This window comes from Pirellulales bacterium, assembly GCA_035533075.1.
Taxonomy (GTDB): Bacteria; Planctomycetota; Planctomycetia; order Pirellulales; family JAICIG01; genus DASSFG01.
In genome coordinates, this window is record DATLUO010000201.1 from 21374 (window position 1) to 38434 (window position 17061).

The window sequence follows — 17061 nt, forward strand, 5'->3', positions numbered from 1 at the left end:
TTGCTCCGCGGGGTGTTGTGTTGTGCCAGGACAGGGTGGGACCAGCGAGCCGGCTAACCTCCCAGCGAGGCACGGAATCGCTCGAACTCGTCGCGCTGGCGGTGCAGTTCGGCGGCCAATTCGGCTACTTCGCGCCGCAGCGCGCCGAGCTCCGCACGCAACTCCGAAAGTTCCGTGGAGCCGATGCCGCCGGTGTGCGGCGACTGCCGGATTTCGGCTCCCGGCGTTGCGGCCTGCGACGCGGCCCCCTCGCCTTGTTCGTGCGGTGCGGGAACCGCCAGCACTTCCCGCCGAACTTTTTCCATCTCCTGCGGCTGGTAAAGCGCGTGCGACACGACCTGGCCGCGCCCTTCCGGGCTGAGGGCGATCACCAGTCCCTTGGCCTTCAAAGAATCCAGGAGCGGCTTCAAAGCCGCCAAATCGGCGATCGGCTCCATTCGGGCGGCGCGGCCCCGCAGTTCGCCGACGGTCTGGGCGCCCCGCAAGAGCAGCTCGGTCATCACCGCCAGCTCGACCTTATCGACGCCCAGCCAATCGTAGAGATAGTGCCGGTACTTCAGCACCCGCCCCCCGCCTTGCACCTCGGCCACGGCTCCCACGGCCCGCAGCCGCTCCAGCGAGGCCTCGACGTCGCCGGGCTGCAAGTTCGTCAACGGGTGGCGATTGTTCTTCTGATTGGCCCCCGTGCAGATGGCGTTGACCGACATGGGATAGACGTCGGGCGTGGTCTTGGCCTTTTCGGCCAACACGCCCAGCACCCGGCGATCGATGGCCGCCAGCGGCTGCCACCGCGGCGCGGGCTTGTTTGTCAATGGTTGTTCGACGACCGACATGCGTGTTAGCGAGGCTTCGGGGGTCGTGGTGTCTTCGATACTCGGTTTTCAAATTGCTCGTTCTAGGCTACCATACTCAAGAGAGGTAACAATGACGAAATTACTTGAGAGAGCCTTCGCTGAGGCCGCCAAGCTGTCTCCCTCGGAGCAGGACTTGCTGGCGGGCCGTCTGCTTGCGGAACTCGCCGCCGAAGACGATTTCGATCGGGCCATTGCTGGCTCTGCTGATCGGCTGGCGGGGATGGCCGCCGATGCTCTCAACGACGAGTTGCAAGACCTCGACCCCGACAAGCTGTGAAATCAAGTACAACTCGGCAATTCCGCGAGTTGTTCGCGGTCTTGCCCGCTCACGTGCAACGGCAGTCGCGCGACGCGTACCGACTGTTTCGGCAAGACCCTTCGCATCCAAGTCTTCGCTTCAAGAAGGTGTATGCGGATCCGGTGATCTATTCGGCTCGGGTTGGCATCGGCTATCGAGCCCTGGCAACCGTTAGCGGTGACGTCGCGACCTGGTTCTGGATCGGCTCACATGCGGATTACGACAAGTTGCTTGGGCGACTATAGGCTTCGCGATGCTCGGCCGGACGTCACCAGCCGACTCGACTAGATTATCCCACCGCCAGCGCCGTATACGTCGTGAGTCCCGCGATCAGCAAGAAGAACGCCCCGGCCGAAAACAGGGCGATGCGCACAAACCAGCCTGGTTGCAACTCGCGCGGCAAGAGCGTCAGGTTCACCGCCAAGGCATGCCAACAGCTAAAGCCCAAGGCGTAGTTGAAGATGTTGGTCGCGACCTTGAGCAGCAACCCGCCCGGCACGAAGAGCAACATCAGCAAGCTGAAAACCGAGTAACAGCAGAGCACCGTAAAATAGAGCTTGCCGATGTGCCGCGGATCGACCCGCCGCAACCGGGCGCTCGATGTCCAAAAGACGTCGAGCCAGCGACGAATCACCCCGTCGGCCGTGCTGGAAACCGTCGGCGAAAGCACCAAAAACCCGCAGAAGAGCGTCATCAGCGTGAAGGCGTGACCGAGCGACGGTCCCCAGGCGGTCCCCACGTGCTCGCCGACGCTGTTGGCCGTCATGCCGGCGGCCGTCCAGGTGTCGGCCTCGGTTCCACGCCGCAGAAACTGCACCGAGAGCATGCTCGGCAACCCAAGCCCGATAAAGCAGGCCGGCAGCCAGACCGCGAGTTGATCGCGCATCACGTGGCGATACCAGCGTTTCCAACGCCGCAGCGTTTCGGCATTCACCGCAAACACACAGCCCACGTGCGAAAGCTGCAGGTGGTGCCCGCCCACGACACTGGGAATGGCGCCCACATGATGGCCCATGCCCCAGCCTTGATCGCGGGTGTAGTTGCTCAGCGGCGTGTTCGAGAGGCCACCTTGGCCCGAAATCGCCACCATCGCGCACAGCAGGCTGACCATGCTCAGGTTGATCAGCGGAAAGCCGCGGCCCTGCCAGAGCGAGAGGAAAAGGTTGTCGATATTGTCGCCGTCGCAGATTCCGTCGCCATCGACGTCGCGAAACTTGTCGGGCTTGCCGTCGCCGTCGATGTCGGCATAGGCGTCCGGTTTGCCGTCGTGGTCGGTATCGATGGTCGGCTCGAGCCGCTTCTCCGCCACGTCGAGATGGCCGTCGCCGTCCCAGTCTTCGCCCGCATCGAGCACACCGTTGCCGTTGCGGTCTTCGCCGCGGATGACCGGCACGTTCCCGAACTTCACGAAGCCGCTGAAAATCTCCGCCCACGTGCTCCGCTGCGAAAAACAGAAAGCCAACAGCAGCAGAAAGCCAAAGACCGTGACGATCTTGAACGACATCACCGCCTTGAGCGAGTTATAAATCTTGCCGCCGAATATCAGCGGCAGCATGCAGAGCAGGAAAATGACGCAGCCCAGGATGTTGAGCATGGTCGTATCGGTGAGCCCCAAGCCGAACACGTGAGCGATCGCTGCCGTCGATTTCGGGTCGGGCATGCGTCCCGCCGCCAGCGCAAACACCGGCGTGGCCGCGCTGGCCGAGAGATACGGAAAAATGGCCCCGATATCCAGCAGCAAATACACCGCCAGCCACCACCGTGGGCCGGGCAGCGTGCGGAACTTGCCCGTGAAAATCGGCTCGCCGCAATAGAGCGCGTAGCGGCTGATTTCGAGATTGTAAAACACCTGGAACACGATGCTCAGCGTGGCCAGCCACAGCAGCGCTCCGCCGAAGCGGGCGGTGACGAGCGGGCCGGTGAGCCATTCGCCCCCGCCGATGGCCGCCCCGCCCATGAGCAGTCCCGGCCCGATCATGGCGAACCAGTTCCGCCAGGTGAACCGCGGCGCATCGACCAGTTCGCCCGTCGTCCAGCGCGGCATGTTGGAGGAACCGGGGTGCGGGGCGACAAAGGCCGCTTGGGTCAGCAGGTCGGGCGGTTCGGTTTGCGTGGCGGTGGCGGGCAGAGAAGCGATTTCCATGCAGGTTCCCGACGGGGTGGGCAAAAGGGTGTCGGCGGGCAGGACGATGCGGACCTTTTGATAATGCCAACAATCGGCCGGATCCGCAAGGAGTTTTTCACCGCGGCCGCAGCTCGGCGTGCCGGTAACAGACGACAAGATGATCGTTCACCATGCCCACGGCCTGCATGAAGGCATAGCAGATCGTGCTGCCGACGAAGCGAAAGCCGCGCCGCTTCAGGTCTTTGCTCATGGCGTCGGATTCCGTCGTTCGTGCGGGAACTCCCTTGAGCGAGGGCCAGGCGTTCTGCTTGGGTTGCCCGTCGACGAAGCCCCAAATATAGCTCTCGAATGTGCCAAATTCCGCCTGCACGGCCAAGAACGCCTTGGCGTTGTCGATCGCCGATGCGATCTTGAGCCGGTTGCGAACGATTCCCTCGTTCGCCAGCAGGCCCGCTTGCTTCTTCCCGCTGTATTTGGCGACCACGGCCGGGTCAAACCGATCGAAGGCTTGCCGGTAGTTTTCGCGTTTCTTGAGGATCGTGGCCCAACTCAGCCCCGCCTGCGCTCCTTCGAGAATCAGGAACTCGAACAGCAGCCGATCGTCGTGGACCGGCACGCCCCATTCGAGATCGTGGTATGCGACGTATTGGTCGCCCTTCGCCCACGCGCACCGCACCAGTTCGGTTGTCGTTCGTTTTGGCGCCATCGCTTTTCGCACTCGTCTCGCGTCGCAAACCGACATCATGCGGCGACAAGGCGGCTTCGGTCAACCAGAATCGACTACCATGCGCTGTCGCCCGATGCCCGAAGCGTGGTAGAATATTGATGGGTCCGGATGAAGCATCTCAATTTAATTGAACACGCGGACCCGGATTACGAACACGGCTTGAGATCGTCCGATGGCAACTGCTCCCCCTAAAACTGGTTCCGCCAGGACGCTCGCCGATGTGCTGGCACCTGTGGTCGGCGTGCCGCTCGGCCGCATCCGCGTCCATCCAGCGCCGGGCCGTGCCACCGTGCAAGACGTGATCGACATTCAAGACCGAGAGGGAGTGCTTTGCGAGCTGGTGGCGGGGGTGTTGGTGGAGAAGCACGTGGGATATTCAGAGTCGCTGCTGGCGAGCGTGATTATCGAGTTGCTCAACGCGTTTGTACGCTCGCGAAATCTTGGCCACGTGACGGGCGAAGCCGGAACGATGCAGTTGATGCCCGACCTCGTTCGGATTCCGGACGTGGCCTATACCAGTTGGGAGCGACTGCCCGGTGGCCGGCGGCCAACCGAGCGCGTGCCGCGTCTGGCGCCGAACATCGTGGTTGAAATCCTGAGCGAAGGCAACACGCCGGCAGAGATGGCGGAAAAACGGCGGCTTTACTTTGAGGCCGGTGTCGATCTCGTCTGGGAGATTAATCTTCTGCGGCGCTCGGCGACGGCCTATCGTTCGCCGGCCGACTTCGAAACGCTAGAGAAAGACGGCCGGCTCGAAGGCGGAACGGTCTTGCCGGGCTTCACCTTACCGTTGGCCGAGGTGTTCGCAGAACTTGACCGCCGCGCGTAATTCTACACTCCATGTCGCGAGGTTCAACATGATGACCGCATTGCGAATATCGAACATCGGCAGACGCTCCGCGGAACCGCTCCGGCCGCTGCGAACGTCGACCTTCGAGTGCGTGGCGAGCTGGCTGCTCGCCTGCTTGCTGCTGGTCGGCGCCGTGACCTTCTGCTTGCTGGTCGTCTGGCTCGGCATGCGCGGACCGTTTTCGATTTTCAAGTCCGTGTCCGTTAAGCCCATGCAAGTGAGTGGCGGCGGCGAGAGTGATCTCGGCGACGAACTGTTGCTGGCGTCGCCCGTCGCCAACGATCTGGCCGCCGAAACCGATTTGACCGACCCTGAGTTCCAGTCGACGCTGACCACGGTCATCGACGCCGCGGCCATGCACGAGGCTGCATTCGGCGACGCCACGTCGTTCGATGAGGCGCTGAGCGGCAGCGGGCCGAGCGGCACGGGCACGGCAGCCGGACCGGGCGACGACAGCGGCAAACCGGGCATCCCTCCGCACCTGCGCTGGGAGATCGACTTCGGCAGCGCGGATACACTCGACACTTACGCTCGCAAACTCGACGGCTTCGGCATCGAGCTGGCGACGTTCGGCGTGCGCGGACCGGGCCAATTGACCTATATCAAAAACCTGTCTCGCCCCGCGCCCGATGTCCGCGTCGGAGCGGCCGGAGCGGAGAAGCGGCTCTACATGTCGTGGCGCAGGGGCACGCTCCAAGAGGCCGACCGCAAGCTGGCGGCCAAGGCCGGCGTGCCGGCGGGAAGAATCCTGTTGCAATTCTATCCCGCCGAGACCGAGCAACTCCTGCTGCGCGCCGAGCACGACTTCCGCGGCCGCGACGCCTCGACCATCCGCAAGACACGCTTCGGCGTGCGGCCCGCCGATCGAGGCTACGAGTTTTTCGTCGTCGACCAGCAATATCTCTAGGCCGTCAAGCCGCTGATAGCTCGTCCCGGTTCATTGCCAGATGTCGGCTCCCTCTTTGAGCAGATTGGCCACCAGCGCCTGCTGCTGCCAATGCGTGCTCTGCTTCACTTTCTCGACAAACTCCGGCCGCACGAATTTGGCCCGGCCCGACACAACGCCGCCGGCCTCAGTCCTTAGATAAAGACCTTCCATGAGGTTGTCGGTCCGCTTGGTCGCCGGGTTCTGGAACTGGCTGTCAAAGAGGGACGGGCCGATCAACCGGCGCAGCTCTACTCTGCGGAGCACACCGGTGTGGAGCACGGGCACCGTCTCGATGCCCATGCCTTCGAGCAACGACGATCGTCGTTCAAGGCTGAGAAACGCCTCCTCATTCTTGTCGTAGATGTCGAACTCGAAGAAGTAGTGCGGAAGTTGGCGATAGTGGATGGAATGCCGCGCATAGAGCCACTCGCCGAACAAGATGAACCGGTCTTCGAGCCTCTCTTCCAGCACGAACCGCCTGACGGCCGCCCATTGCTTGAAAAGGTCGTATTGCGGGTGCATTCCCTCGGTGATGAGGTGGCCCCGACACTGGAGCACCATCTCACCGGCCGAGTTGAAATGGATGCCGACATTGGTGCCGTCGATCTTTTCTTCGACGACGAGCGACTCATTTGCGATGAACTGCTCCGACTCGGCTTCGTCGAGATGCTTGTCGTCATCGGTCCCCTCGGAGCCAAAGAGGTGAGGTGTCCTCGGGTATTTAATGAAATCGTCTCGTGAACTACCCATGACCGGTCACACCTTCTTCCCCGATGCCGAGCAGTCGACCGGAAGCTCGGCGTGAATGGAGACCCGCGTTTGTTGGTTCATAAACTCGGGCGCGACCTGTTCAGCGCCTGCGTAACCTCGTACCACAAAAGCGGTGAGACATCATGAGGGCCACTTGCCGCAATTCGCTTGATGGCTTCTTCCGGCTCGATGCCCTCGATCCGTGCCGTTACCGCCGCTGCAATGGCGGGCGAGCGACTCATGCCTCCGCTGCAGCTTATCAGCGTCGGCGCCATTGCCCTGACGAAGATGACCGCGGTGTTGATCGCCGCCTCGATTGTTACCGGTGAATTCCCTTGTCCGTCAACCAGCGGAAAACGGCAATAGATTAGCTCCCTTGGGGCCGAAACGGGCGACTCCTCCATTGCCAGGTCGATGACGGCCTGGATTCGGTGATCGAACACGCTTTTGAAATCACGCGCATCGAACGCATTGCCGATCCAGAGCAAGCCAGGAAGAACTTCTCGCATTATGTCGCTCCAATCACTCAGTCGTCTCCGACTCGTAAATTCCCAGCGCAGCCGAAACCCGCTTCCAACACGCAATCGCATAAGCCATCACGTCTTCGTCACTTGCCTCGGGCTGGCGCTCACGAAACCGCCGCTGAAAACTGGGGGAACCACATCGCTCACGCTCACCAACATCGTCAAGCGCTTTCCTAAGCCGAACTTGTTCGCCCGCCGCCTCGGCCCAGGTCCAATGCATCATCCATAACAGGCTCTCCAGCGCATTCGGATCCTCCACGTACATCGTCGGTCTTTTCTCGATGTAGGCAATGGTTTCCGCGTATTTTTGAATTAAGGCCGCGCGGCACGGATCCGGCGGGCGCTCCTTAAGCCGCAGCCGGACCAGCAGGTCGCTTAACTCCGCGGTGCCGCTCGGCGTCTCCGGCAGTTTGCTTTCGTCGAAAGCCCGCTGTAAGTCCGCTTGCAGCCGTTCGTACTCCCGCTCATAAAATCCTATGTCGGCCCGCTCAAGCCGCCCTTTTTCTGGGCCGCAGGTCTTGCGCTCGATCAGTTCGGGGATGTAGGGGAGTTTGGCCGTCTCGTTCAGCCGCACGAGGTTGGCCTCAACCTCGCCAGTTCGCATCAGGTGGATGCCCGTCAGCAATACGCGATATACGTAGAGCAACGGCTTCACGTGCGGCGGGTCGGCCTTTTGAAAGAGCTTCCACTGGCTCTCGGCAAAGCCCAGGTAATGGTGGGCGTGGTACCTCGTGACGCAGCCGGCGGCAATCGCCGCGAGCTCGTAATACTCAGGCGTCGCATGGACCACCAGCGGCGAAAGCACCTGTTCCAGCACATAGCCGTTCTTCTTGAGCATCAGCCTGAAGAACTTCGCGGCGTCGTGCGTCACGAGGTCGATCTCCAGGCCGTCGTGAACACCCGATTTCTCGATGGTCTCCTGGCCGGGTTTCAGGCTCACGATTTCTTCCAGCGGAAGCAGGTGGACGCCGCGCAGATCATAGTCGGAATCGGGCGAAGGGAAGCCGTAAAGGTGCGCGCCGCTGATCGTTGCGAACAGCAGTGGGTACGGATGGTCTTCAACTTGCTTTTGGAGCCGAAAGTCAATCGTCATGGCAACTCCTCCGCCAGCGCTCGCCTGCGGGCGTTGACGAGGAACTCGTTGGCTCGCTCGTAGTCGGGCCGTTCGGGCAACTTGGTCGCGCTGAGCGCCTGGTCGAACTGCCGGTGCAGGTCCCGAACCGGTGAGCAAGTATCCGCCACATCGGCAATGTAAGGCGCGGTACCGGCCAAAATGGTTCGCGCGGCGGCTTCAGTTTTCGCCCCCGAATTGCCGATACCGCCAGTGGGTCTGCGCCGTAGACTTTGCGCGACCGGAACCAACGTCGGGCTGGAGAACCAGTCCACCGGGCGAAAGAAGGGCCATTGTGGCGACCACCGAGCTGCGCAAAGCCGCCGTGCTGTTGATGAGCTTGCCGGAAGAGGATGCGGGCAAAGTCCTGGCAAAACTCCCGCCCAAGCAGCTTGAGATGGTCTCCGTCGAGATCGCCAAAGTCGGCCTGGTGAGCCGCGAGGAGCAGGAAAACGCCATCAAGGACTTTGCCGACGCCTCGCCCGGCTCGATCGGGGCGGGCAGCGGCGGACTCGACCTGGCCAAGAACCTCGTCGAACGCGCGCTGGGCAAAAACGCCGGCAGCACCATCGAGAGCGTGCGGCAGCAGATCGAAGCCATGCCCTTCGGCTTCCTGCAGAAGGTCGACAGCCAGAACCTGCTGACCTTCCTCATGGACGAGCACCCGCAAACCATCGCTCTGATCCTCTCGCACCTCAACGCGCAGCAAGCGGCCGACATCATCGGCGGCCTGCCCAGCGACCGGCAGTTGGCCGTGGTGCGGCGCATCGCCACCATGGGCCAAACCAACCCGGAGATCATCCACGAGGTCGAAAAGGGACTCGAACACCGCATGTCGAGCGTGATGAGCCAGGAGTTCGAGAACGCGGGCGGCGTGGAGGCGGTGGCCGAGATCCTCAACGTCACCGACCGCGCCACCGAGCGGAGCCTGCTGGAAAACCTGGCCCAGGAAGATCCCGACCTGGTCGAAGAAATCCGCCGCTTGATGTTCGTGTTCGAAGACATCGCCAAGTTCTCGGCGAAGGACGTGCAAACGCTGCTCAAGAACATCGAGAACTCGCAGCTTGCCATGGCCCTGAAGGGCGCCAGCGAAGAGTTGAAGCAGAAGATTTTGGGCAACATGTCGGTGCGCGCCGCCGACCTGCTGAAGGAAGAGATGCAATACCTCGGCCCGGTGCGGTTGTCGGCCGTCGAGCAGGTGCAGCAGCAGATCGTCGACGTGGTCCGCCGCCTGGAAGACGCCGGCGACATCACCGTCAGCGCCGGCGAAGAAGCCGAGGAATTCATCCAATAGCGGCGCTACCGCACAGAGGCGTAGGCACGGCCGTCGAGGAACCCGCCTGCAGGCGGCGATGCGACTTGACTGAAGATGACAAGTCGCCACCCGCCTTCCTCGCGCAGCGCGCTGCGCGTCATGGGCGGCTTCGATCCCTTCGAGTGGCGCAGCGCGCTGCGCGTCACAGTCGGCCGGATTCGATCGGTTCGAGTGGCCCAGCGTGCTGCCGTCGGGCACGGTCCACACTTGGCGCAGCGCGCTGCGCGTCGGACGCCGCCCAGGCTGAGCTATTTGCGCAGCGCGCTGCGCGACCGTTTACCACACCTCCCCATTGGATGTAAAACGAAACCGCTCTAAGTGCTTTTCGGTCACGGTGTTACGTCAGAGGCTGCGAAATCGTTTCGCAATCATTCTGCGATTCCTCCGCAGCGGTGCTTTCACTTTGACGGAGTAACCACTCCGCGATCTTCGCACCGCAGTCCTCGACGGGCCGGCGCTCGATTCTGCCTCGGCCGACCGAAGGCAGCCGGTGCGTTCGTTTTTTTGGCACCAGCCGATAACCCGCCAGGCGAAAGACCAACAGCGTCGCCGTGATGACGAGGGACGAGCCGCTTGCGAACAGGGCAGTCGGCAGCTTGTGGAACGTAGGATCCACGAAATAGCCGAGCCCGAAGACCACCAATGGCACGCCCATCCGTTAGATTCCCAATCGTTTCGGCACAAAGCTGCCAACGACAGCAACCGTCGAAGCGAGCCATAAGAACAGGCTGGCCCTCACGGCCACCACGTGGTCATCTCCCGTGGGTGGAAACAGCCCATTACGTGCGCGTCCAACGCCCAAGGTCACACAGGCGGCGAAGACGAGCAGCATCAATTGCCGCAAGGAGAATTGAAAGGGTTTCGGAGGCCGCGGTGGCGAGACGAGGGGGTGTCGTGCTAATTCAAAGTGGCGGCGACATAGCGCCGCGATCGCCAGGAAGGTCGTAACGACCACGGTGGCGCAGAGTTGGGCAGCGAACCAACGAATCCGGCCCCGGTGCCAGGTCTGGGTCGTCGTGAGAATGAGCGCCCAGAGCCAAACAGAGCCAAACGCGAGTCCGGCGAGACAGGTCAAGACTCGCCGCGCCTCAAATCGCCAGGCCAGTCCGGCCCATAGCCCCAAAAGACACGCCTCGCCGCCAACCAGCAGCGCGAAAACACAGTTCACTGCGGTGACCTTGCCGACTTGGAACAACGGCGCGAAGCACAAGGCCGTCGCCAGATGAACGGCCAGGAGAACTTCGCATAGAGAGCCCAAGGCCCACTCTCGTCGTCCTGAATGTGGCTTGTTGTGGCACATCATTCGGCATGACCTTAACCTAACCGGGGCACGCGGCCGGTGCAATTTAGCCCGGTCTTCAGATACTCAGCGCAGGCGGGACGGCGAGGCGTCGAAGATTTTGTCGGTCTGCTCGCGCTGGATACGAATCCGCTCTTGACGCTGGTGCTCGCGATACTCGCGCACCGCGAGCGGGATCACCAGGCACAGCGCCGCCGCGACCGCCGTCAGCCAGAACATCGTGCGAAGCTTGAATTGAAAACGTGGCATGAGCTGATTCAGGTCGCCCGCCGCTTGCGGCGATGCTGGTCGAGAAACTGCTTGAGCGACGAACCGCCCCGCATGCCGCGCAGCCCCAGCCGCAAGGCGTTGTCGACGCTAAGCCAATTGTCGGCGGGCGATTCGACAATCGGCCCCGAGCGGACCTGCGGCCACTGGCCCGTGCGGCGATGATGGGCGTCGGCCCACCGCAAGAGTTGCGCGGCCGAAAACCTGGCGATCGAGTGGATGTTCCGCGCGCCGCGGTAACGCGCCCACAGCTTGCCCAGCGACCAGCCGGCAGGAAGACCCCGGGCCGCCCTCCGCAAAGCGATGTCGATAATGCCCCAGCTATCGCCCGGCGACTGAGGAATCTTGCCCGAAGTTTGCGTCGGCCAACGCCCGTGCCGCTCGAAATGCGCATCGGCCCAGGCCAGAATCTGCTTGACGGTGAAGTCGGGCAAGTCGAGATGGTAGCGCACCTGTCGGTGCTCGGCTAACAACCTGGCTATGGAAGAACCGCCTTTGAAGCCCCGTTTGCCGGCGTGCAGCGCGATCTGCACCTTGCCCCACGTTTCATTCGGCGCCGAAGCGATAGCACCTGAATTGACATTGGGCCACTGGCCGGTGCGTTGGTGATGCTCGTCGGCCCGGGCGAGCAGCGTCTCGATCGACAGCGGCGGCTGGCGGCGGTGCTTCATCTGAACGCCGCGCTCCCGCTTCAGCAATCGCGCCAGCGACGAGCCGCCGCGCATACCGCGAATCCCGTGGCGCAACGCCTGATCCACCGCGTGCCAGGTCTCGCCCACCGCCTCGGTCACGGGGCCGGTCTCCGGCGTAGGCCACATGCCGGTCCGTTTCTGATGGGCGTCGGCCCACTTCACGATCTCGCCGATCTTAAAAGGGGGCAAGTCGCCCATATTGCGCCTGCCCCGGTGCTCGGCCAGCAGCTTGGCCAGCGAGGAGCCGCCGGGCAAGCCGCGTTGGCCATTCCTGAGCGCCACTTGGACGGCCATCCAGGTCTCGCCGGCCGCCTCCTCAACGCCTCCCGAATGCGAAAGCGGCCATTGACCGTGCTTCTTGAAATGGGCGTCGGCCCAGCGAAGAATCTGCGGGATGGTGTAGCGCGGCAGCGCCTTGCGATTGCGAACGCCACGGTAGCGGGCCATTACGCGGGGCAACGAGTCGCCGCCGGGCATGCCCCGCAGCCCAAGGTGCAGGGCATTGTCGATGCTCTGCCACTTTTCTTCCAGCGTGCCCCGCACGCGGCCGCTGTCGGACCGCGGCCACTGCCCAGTCTCCTCGTGGTGCGCATCGGCCCAGGCCAGAATCTGCTTGATATAAAGCGGCCGTTTCCGCCAATTGCGGGACCGCGCCGCCTTTCGCGCCGCTGCTCGACGAGTTCCGATGGGCATGATGGAGACCTTCCTCAAAGCGTAGGGTGGGACTAGCGAGCTTGACCCCTCCACGGCCGCCGCGTGCAGTATAGGATAAGCTAGGAATCCGCGAGAGTGAAGAATGTCGCCCAACAGGCAAATCCGTCATCGAAACCGCCGTCCGTTGGAGAAACTGCTGCCGGTGGTTCTGCTGCTATTCGCCGCCGTCGTGGCCTGGCGACTTTGGCAACGCGCCCATTCGCCCGCCCACCTGCTCGAACAAGCGCGTCAAGCGCGAGAGTCGAAAGACTACGCCGCCGCATTGCGCTACTACGACCAGATCGACGCCGCCGCCGGCGAGGAGGCCGTCGAGGGCCGCTGCGCCGCCGCGGAAATCTGGCTTCAATTGGGCCACGCCTCCCAGGCCGAAGCCCGCTTTCGCCAAGCGCTGGAAATCGACCCGCATAGCGCGCCGGCTCACGATCGCCTGGCAAACCTGTTGACCGTGGAAGGCCGCCGCTTCGAGTCGTTGCCGCACCTCTATGAACTGCTGCGCCAGCGCCGCTGTTCCTACGATGTCCTGTTCCTGGCCGGCGACCACGCCAAGACCGTGGAAGCGGCCGACGACCTGGCCCGCTTCCGCGCCGCGGCGCCCGACGATCCGGCCCCCTTGATCGGTCTGGCCCGCATCGAAATCCGCAAGCAAAACGACGCCCAAGCGGCCAAGATGCTGAGACAGGTGATCGCCGACGCCCCCGAGTTGATCGAAGCACATGCCCTGCTGGGACGAGTTCTCTTGGAATCGCCCGAAGACGACGAGCTGGCCACCTGGTCCGCCGCTTTGCCCAGCGAGGCCGACGGGCATCCGGATATCTGGTTCGTCCGCGGCGGCTGGGCGAAACGACGCGGCGAGACCGAGGCCGCCGCGCGGTGCCTGTGGGAGGCCCTGCGGCGCGACGCCAATCACCAATCGGCCACGCTGCAATTGTCTCAATTGCTCGAGACGCTGGGCCAAACGGCGCTGGCCAAAGACCTGGGCCAACGCGCCGTGGCGCTGGCCGATCTCTCCCTGGCACTCGAATCGTTGCGTTTGCACCAAGACGATGTTTCGCAACTGTTCCGCGTGGCCCGGCAGGCCGAAGCGTTGGGCCGGTTGTGGGAAGCCCGGGGCTGGAACCAGCTCGCCCTCTCTGCGGGCGATGCCGGCTGGGCGCGCGAAGCGCTGGCCCGCATCGAGCCGCAGCTCGACGATGCGCTGCCCCCGACCTTGCCGCAGATCGATCCGGGCGTTCGACTCGATTTAGCGCATTACCCGCTGCCCGACGAACGCCAGCCAGCACGCTTGCGCTACGATCGCGGCGCCGCGCCGGCGCTCGTTGCCGCCGGCCCCCGGTTTGAAAACGTCGCAAGCGAAGCGGGCATCGCTTTCCGCTATTTTTGCGGCCGCGAAGGATCGGACCCGCGCGCCCGCATGTTCGAGTCGCTGGGCGGCGGCATCGCGGTCGTCGATTTCGATCTCGACGGCTGGCCCGATCTCTATTTCACGCAAGGCTGCCGCTGGCCGCCGCGGGCGGGTCAGAGCGAATTTCTCGACGCCCTGTATCGCAACCTGGGCAGGGAGCGGTTCGCCGACGTCACACGCGCCAGCCGCCTCGGCGACGAGCGGTTCAGCCAGGGGGCGACGGTCGGCGACTTCAACAACGACGGCTTTCCGGATCTTTACGTCGCCAACATCGGAGTCAACCGGCTGTACGTGAACGAGGGCGACGGAACGTTCAGCGACGTCGGCGAAGCGGCGGGCATCCGGGCCGACCGCTGGACCACAAGCTGCGTGTTGGCCGACCTCAACGGCGACGGGCTGCCCGACCTGTACGACGTGAACTATCTCCAAGGCCCCGGCGTGTTCGAGCAGACCTGTCCCGTCGACGGCCAGCCGCGCACCTGCCGGCCCAGCACGTTCCAGCCGGCCCCCGACATGTTTTACCTCAACTTGGGCGACGGCCGATTTCAAGAAATGACCGAAGCCGCCGGGCTGCGCGCCGCGGGAGGCAACGGCCTGGGGATTGTGGCGAGCGATTTCGACGGCACGGGCAAGCTGAGCCTTTTCGTCGCCAACGATCAGGACGCCAACTTTTACTTCGTGAATCGCACGCCGGCCGCCGGCGCACGGCCGCGGTTCGAAGAACGCGGACTGCTCTCAGGACTCGCCTTCGACGGCGCGGGCCGGGCGCTGGCGTGCATGGGGGTGGCCGCCGGCGACGCCAACGGCGACGGAAGAATCGACCTGTTGGTCACCAACTTCAGCCAGGAGTCGTGTACCCTTTATTTGCACGAGGCCGGCGACTTGTTCACCGACGCCACGGGGCCAGCCGGCCTGCGCGGGCCGAGTTTCGCGATGTTGGGCTTCGGCACGCAGTTCCTCGACGGCGAGCTGGACGGACTCGCGGACTTGGTCGTGACCAACGGGCACGTCCACGAGTTTTCGTCGCCGGGCGTCTCCTACGCGATGCGGCCCCAGTATTTTCGCAATCTCGGCGGCGGCCGGTTCGAAGAGCTTCCGGCAGACCGCTTGGGAGCCTATTTCGAGCAAGCCTGCTTCGGCCGAAGCCTGGCGCGCCTGGACTTCAACCGCGACGGCCGCGACGATTTCGCGGTATCGTCGCTCGATGCGCCGCTTGCGCTGTTGTGCAACCGGACGGAGCCGGCCGGCCATTTTCTCGCGGTGCAGCTTAAGGGTGTGCGGTCCTCTCGCGATGCCGTTGGCGCCGTGGTGACGATCCAGATTGGCGAGCGCCGGCAGACGCAATGGCTGAAGGCGGGTGACGGCTTCCAGGCCAGCAACCAGCGGCAGTTGACTTTTGGCCTGGGGGCTGCCAGACGCATCGAGAAGCTGCACATTGCCTGGCCGTCCGGGGTCGCACAAGAGTATACCGACCTGCCCGCCGACGAGTCGTTGATTCTCGTCGAGGGTGTACCGCGATGACCATGTTGTCGCAGTGCCACGCGAGGGACCGTGTTTGCCACCAGCTTTAACTGGTGTTTCGCGGCTACCATGCCTTTTTCCTTTGAGCCGACTTCAGCCGGGCTCCTCGACCAGCGCGCCCTTCGGTGTCGCGGGCAAGGGCTAAAGCCACGACCGAGAAGCCCGGCTGAAGCCGGCTCATTAGGGGTTGGCTACGGCGATGCGATCGGCCATGCCCCGCCGAGCGGCGACAAAGCTGCTCAAATGCGGATCGGCGCCGAGCTCGGCGCTGATCACCGCACCGCGCGTTTCCTGTTGGTGCCAAAGCTGGCCACGCAACCCATCGACGATGGACTCCGATGCGCGCCGTCTATTTTAGTAAAATTTTTTTATCTGAAGACGCTTGACGAGAGCTTCCGCGCTGGTATAACGCCCTTGAACCGGGATGCGGGGCCGAAACAGAACGCATTTTAGTTGGCGATTCCAGCCATTGAGGCTTCCTAGTCACCCGAACCGAAAAGGCCCTTTCCATGCGCACCCATCGGACGAACGGCGCGCCGCGCCGCGCTTTTACCTTGGTCGAACTGTTGGTGGTCATCGCCATCATCGGCATCTTGATCGCCTTATTGCTGCCGGCAATCCAGGCGGCCCGCGAGGCCGCGCGACGCTCGCAGTGCAACAACAATCTCAAGCAATTGGCGCTGGCGGCGCAGAACTACCACGATATCTGGAAGAAGTTCACCTATGGGCGCGGCGGCTGGAACAATATCGGCGGGGGGCGCTGCGGCGACTATTCCGGCTTCATCACCTTGCTCCCCTTCATCGAGCAGGAGCCGATGTGGGAGATGATTGTCACCCAGGGCCAGTCTCCGCTGGTTCCCGCCGGCCAAACCACGGTGGGCCAAGCCAATCCCTGGAACACCAAATTCGTGCCCTGGATGACTCAGATCAATTCGATGCTCTGCCCGTCGAGCACGATGGCCACCGACAACAAGTACCCCGGCATGGGCGTGCGGAGCTATCACTTCAGTGCGGGACCATTCATCTACGGCTACGACAACAATAACTATGCGCTCGATCCGACAGGCGTCTATGCCTACTGGATGAAGATCACCACGGGCTCGCCCACCTGCGCCGGCAGCAGCGTTCAAAAGGGAATGAACAACATTCTCGACGGCACCAGCAACACGATCGCCATCAGCGAGAAGGTGGTGGGGCCTCCGGGAACGGGATCGAAAAGCATCTTTGGTCAGGGCGTCGAGCCCTTCACGCCGGCCATCTTGCTCCCGAACCCGACCATCTGCCTGGCCCAGGCGAACAATGGCTACTACATCGGCGGCGCCATCTCGTCGTTCAATGTGGGCGACCAGTGGGCGATGGGCCATGCCTACTGGACCTTGTTCACGACGATTCTGCCGCCCAACAGCCCCACCTGCTACGGGGCGACCGGCCTGAATCCCAGCAACGCCAACGGCATTTTCCCGCCCACCAGCTATCACCCCGGCGGCGTGCTGGGCGCGATGGTCGACGGCAGCGTGCGGTTCATTACCGAAGGGATCGACTGCGGCAGCTACGGCATGCCGCCCGCCAACAGCTACGGCGTGTGGGGCGCGATGGGCACGGCGGCGGGCGGCGAAAGCCTGGGCCTGCCGGGCACTCCCTGACGCGCCTCGTAAGGGAGAGTTCTACTTCACGCGGCCGGGA

The 17061-nt window shown here is 63.3% G+C and carries 16 protein-coding genes and 1 pseudogene; 7 read left to right on the plus strand and 10 right to left on the minus strand.

Annotated features, from left to right (window positions below):
* Window positions 1-53: 53 nt before the first annotated feature.
* The gene (locus tag VNH11_25870; protein ID HVA49822.1) at window positions 54-833 is read right to left on the minus strand and encodes a DUF480 domain-containing protein; all 780 of its coding nucleotides are present in this window, start codon (window positions 831-833) and stop codon (window positions 54-56) included.
* 91 nt (window positions 834-924) lie between these two features.
* On the opposite strand from VNH11_25870, the gene VNH11_25875 reads away from it, so the two are divergent.
* Window positions 925-1131 carry a hypothetical protein gene (locus tag VNH11_25875; protein HVA49823.1) on the plus strand — a complete coding sequence of 69 codons (207 nt, stop codon included), beginning with the start codon at window positions 925-927 and terminating at the stop codon, window positions 1129-1131.
* A gap of 310 nt (window positions 1132-1441) precedes the next feature.
* On the opposite strand, the gene VNH11_25880 is transcribed toward VNH11_25875, so the two are convergent.
* Window positions 1442-3433 (minus strand): Nramp family divalent metal transporter, encoded by a 1992-nt coding sequence (locus VNH11_25880; protein HVA49824.1) that lies wholly within the window; start codon window positions 3431-3433, stop codon window positions 1442-1444.
* Window positions 3393-3983 (minus strand): DNA-3-methyladenine glycosylase I, encoded by a 591-nt coding sequence (locus VNH11_25885; protein ID HVA49825.1) that lies wholly within the window; start codon window positions 3981-3983, stop codon window positions 3393-3395. The genes VNH11_25880 and VNH11_25885 overlap by 41 nt, the downstream gene beginning before the upstream one ends.
* Before the next feature lie 193 nt (window positions 3984-4176).
* Here VNH11_25885 and VNH11_25890 point away from each other — a divergent pair, with 193 nt between their 5' ends.
* Both VNH11_25890 and VNH11_25895 read left to right on the plus strand, forming a co-directional pair.
* Window positions 4177-4833, plus strand: a complete 657-nt coding sequence (locus VNH11_25890; GenBank protein ID HVA49826.1) for a Uma2 family endonuclease — start codon at window positions 4177-4179, stop codon at window positions 4831-4833.
* Window positions 4834-4861: 28 nt separating this feature from the next.
* Entirely contained in the window at window positions 4862-5761 is a 900-nt protein-coding gene (locus tag VNH11_25895) for a hypothetical protein (protein ID HVA49827.1), read from the plus strand.
* A 30-nt stretch (window positions 5762-5791) separates the two neighbouring features.
* Here VNH11_25895 and VNH11_25900 read toward each other — a convergent pair whose 3' ends face one another.
* The 4 genes and pseudogenes from VNH11_25900 to VNH11_25915 form a co-directional block, all read right to left on the minus strand.
* Complete coding sequence (locus VNH11_25900) at window positions 5792-6532, minus strand: RNA ligase family protein (GenBank protein HVA49828.1); 741 nt, start codon at window positions 6530-6532, stop codon at window positions 5792-5794.
* A gap of 77 nt (window positions 6533-6609) precedes the next feature.
* Window positions 6610-7041: a dual specificity protein phosphatase gene (locus VNH11_25905; protein ID HVA49829.1), complete on the minus strand. Its 432-nt coding sequence runs from the start codon at window positions 7039-7041 to the stop codon at window positions 6610-6612.
* 364 nt (window positions 7042-7405) lie between these two features.
* Window positions 7406-8149 (minus strand): annotated as a pseudogene (locus VNH11_25910) (nucleotidyltransferase domain-containing protein).
* Window positions 8146-8442 (minus strand): hypothetical protein, encoded by a 297-nt coding sequence (locus tag VNH11_25915; protein HVA49830.1) that lies wholly within the window; start codon window positions 8440-8442, stop codon window positions 8146-8148. Before VNH11_25915 ends, VNH11_25910 begins: the two are co-directional and overlap by 4 nt.
* A gap of 20 nt (window positions 8443-8462) precedes the next feature.
* Between VNH11_25915 and fliG the strand changes: the two genes are divergently transcribed.
* On the plus strand, window positions 8463-9461 hold the full coding sequence (gene fliG / locus VNH11_25920; protein HVA49831.1) for a flagellar motor switch protein FliG: 999 nt from the start codon (window positions 8463-8465) through the stop codon (window positions 9459-9461).
* Between the two features lie 358 nt (window positions 9462-9819).
* Here the strand turns inward: fliG and VNH11_25925 are convergent, their stop codons facing one another.
* From VNH11_25925 to VNH11_25935, 3 genes are all read right to left on the minus strand, one after another.
* Complete coding sequence (locus VNH11_25925) at window positions 9820-10137, minus strand: hypothetical protein (GenBank protein HVA49832.1); 318 nt, start codon at window positions 10135-10137, stop codon at window positions 9820-9822.
* A 711-nt stretch (window positions 10138-10848) separates the two neighbouring features.
* On the minus strand, window positions 10849-11031 hold the full coding sequence (locus tag VNH11_25930) for a hypothetical protein (protein HVA49833.1): 183 nt from the start codon (window positions 11029-11031) through the stop codon (window positions 10849-10851).
* An 8-nt stretch (window positions 11032-11039) separates the two neighbouring features.
* Window positions 11040-12434, minus strand: a complete 1395-nt coding sequence (locus VNH11_25935; protein ID HVA49834.1) for a hypothetical protein — start codon at window positions 12432-12434, stop codon at window positions 11040-11042.
* 103 nt (window positions 12435-12537) lie between these two features.
* Between VNH11_25935 and VNH11_25940 the strand changes: the two genes are divergently transcribed.
* From VNH11_25940 to VNH11_25950, 3 genes are read left to right on the plus strand one after another with little or no spacing between them, the layout of a single operon-like run.
* Window positions 12538-15378, plus strand: a complete 2841-nt coding sequence (locus VNH11_25940) for an FG-GAP-like repeat-containing protein (GenBank protein HVA49835.1) — start codon at window positions 12538-12540, stop codon at window positions 15376-15378.
* Between the two features lie 30 nt (window positions 15379-15408).
* The gene (locus VNH11_25945) at window positions 15409-15831 is read left to right on the plus strand and encodes a hypothetical protein (protein HVA49836.1); all 423 of its coding nucleotides are present in this window, start codon (window positions 15409-15411) and stop codon (window positions 15829-15831) included.
* Between the two features lie 56 nt (window positions 15832-15887).
* Entirely contained in the window at window positions 15888-17021 is a 1134-nt protein-coding gene (locus VNH11_25950) for a DUF1559 domain-containing protein (GenBank protein ID HVA49837.1), read from the plus strand.
* Window positions 17022-17061 lie beyond the last annotated feature (40 nt).

What these genes read in the sequence shown, in the direction of transcription:
- VNH11_25925 (HVA49832.1), bottom strand. Translation starts at nt 10,137, where the DNA reads ATGGGCGTGCCATTGGTGGTCTTCGGGCTCGGCTATTTCGTGGATCCT.
- VNH11_25930 (HVA49833.1), bottom strand. Translation starts at nt 11,031, where the DNA reads ATGCCACGTTTTCAATTCAAGCTTCGCACGATGTTCTGGCTGACGGCG.
- VNH11_25905 (HVA49829.1), bottom strand. Translation starts at nt 7,041, where the DNA reads ATGCGAGAAGTTCTTCCTGGCTTGCTCTGGATCGGCAATGCGTTCGAT.
- VNH11_25875 (HVA49823.1), top strand. Translation starts at nt 925, where the DNA reads ATGACGAAATTACTTGAGAGAGCCTTCGCTGAGGCCGCCAAGCTGTCT.
- VNH11_25950 (HVA49837.1), top strand. Translation starts at nt 15,888, where the DNA reads ATGCGCACCCATCGGACGAACGGCGCGCCGCGCCGCGCTTTTACCTTG.
- VNH11_25890 (HVA49826.1), top strand. Translation starts at nt 4,177, where the DNA reads ATGGCAACTGCTCCCCCTAAAACTGGTTCCGCCAGGACGCTCGCCGAT.
- VNH11_25940 (HVA49835.1), top strand. Translation starts at nt 12,538, where the DNA reads ATGTCGCCCAACAGGCAAATCCGTCATCGAAACCGCCGTCCGTTGGAG.
- VNH11_25900 (HVA49828.1), bottom strand. Translation starts at nt 6,532, where the DNA reads ATGGGTAGTTCACGAGACGATTTCATTAAATACCCGAGGACACCTCAC.
- VNH11_25895 (HVA49827.1), top strand. Translation starts at nt 4,862, where the DNA reads ATGATGACCGCATTGCGAATATCGAACATCGGCAGACGCTCCGCGGAA.
- VNH11_25870 (HVA49822.1), bottom strand. Translation starts at nt 833, where the DNA reads ATGTCGGTCGTCGAACAACCATTGACAAACAAGCCCGCGCCGCGGTGG.
- VNH11_25935 (HVA49834.1), bottom strand. Translation starts at nt 12,434, where the DNA reads ATGCCCATCGGAACTCGTCGAGCAGCGGCGCGAAAGGCGGCGCGGTCC.
- VNH11_25885 (HVA49825.1), bottom strand. Translation starts at nt 3,983, where the DNA reads ATGGCGCCAAAACGAACGACAACCGAACTGGTGCGGTGCGCGTGGGCG.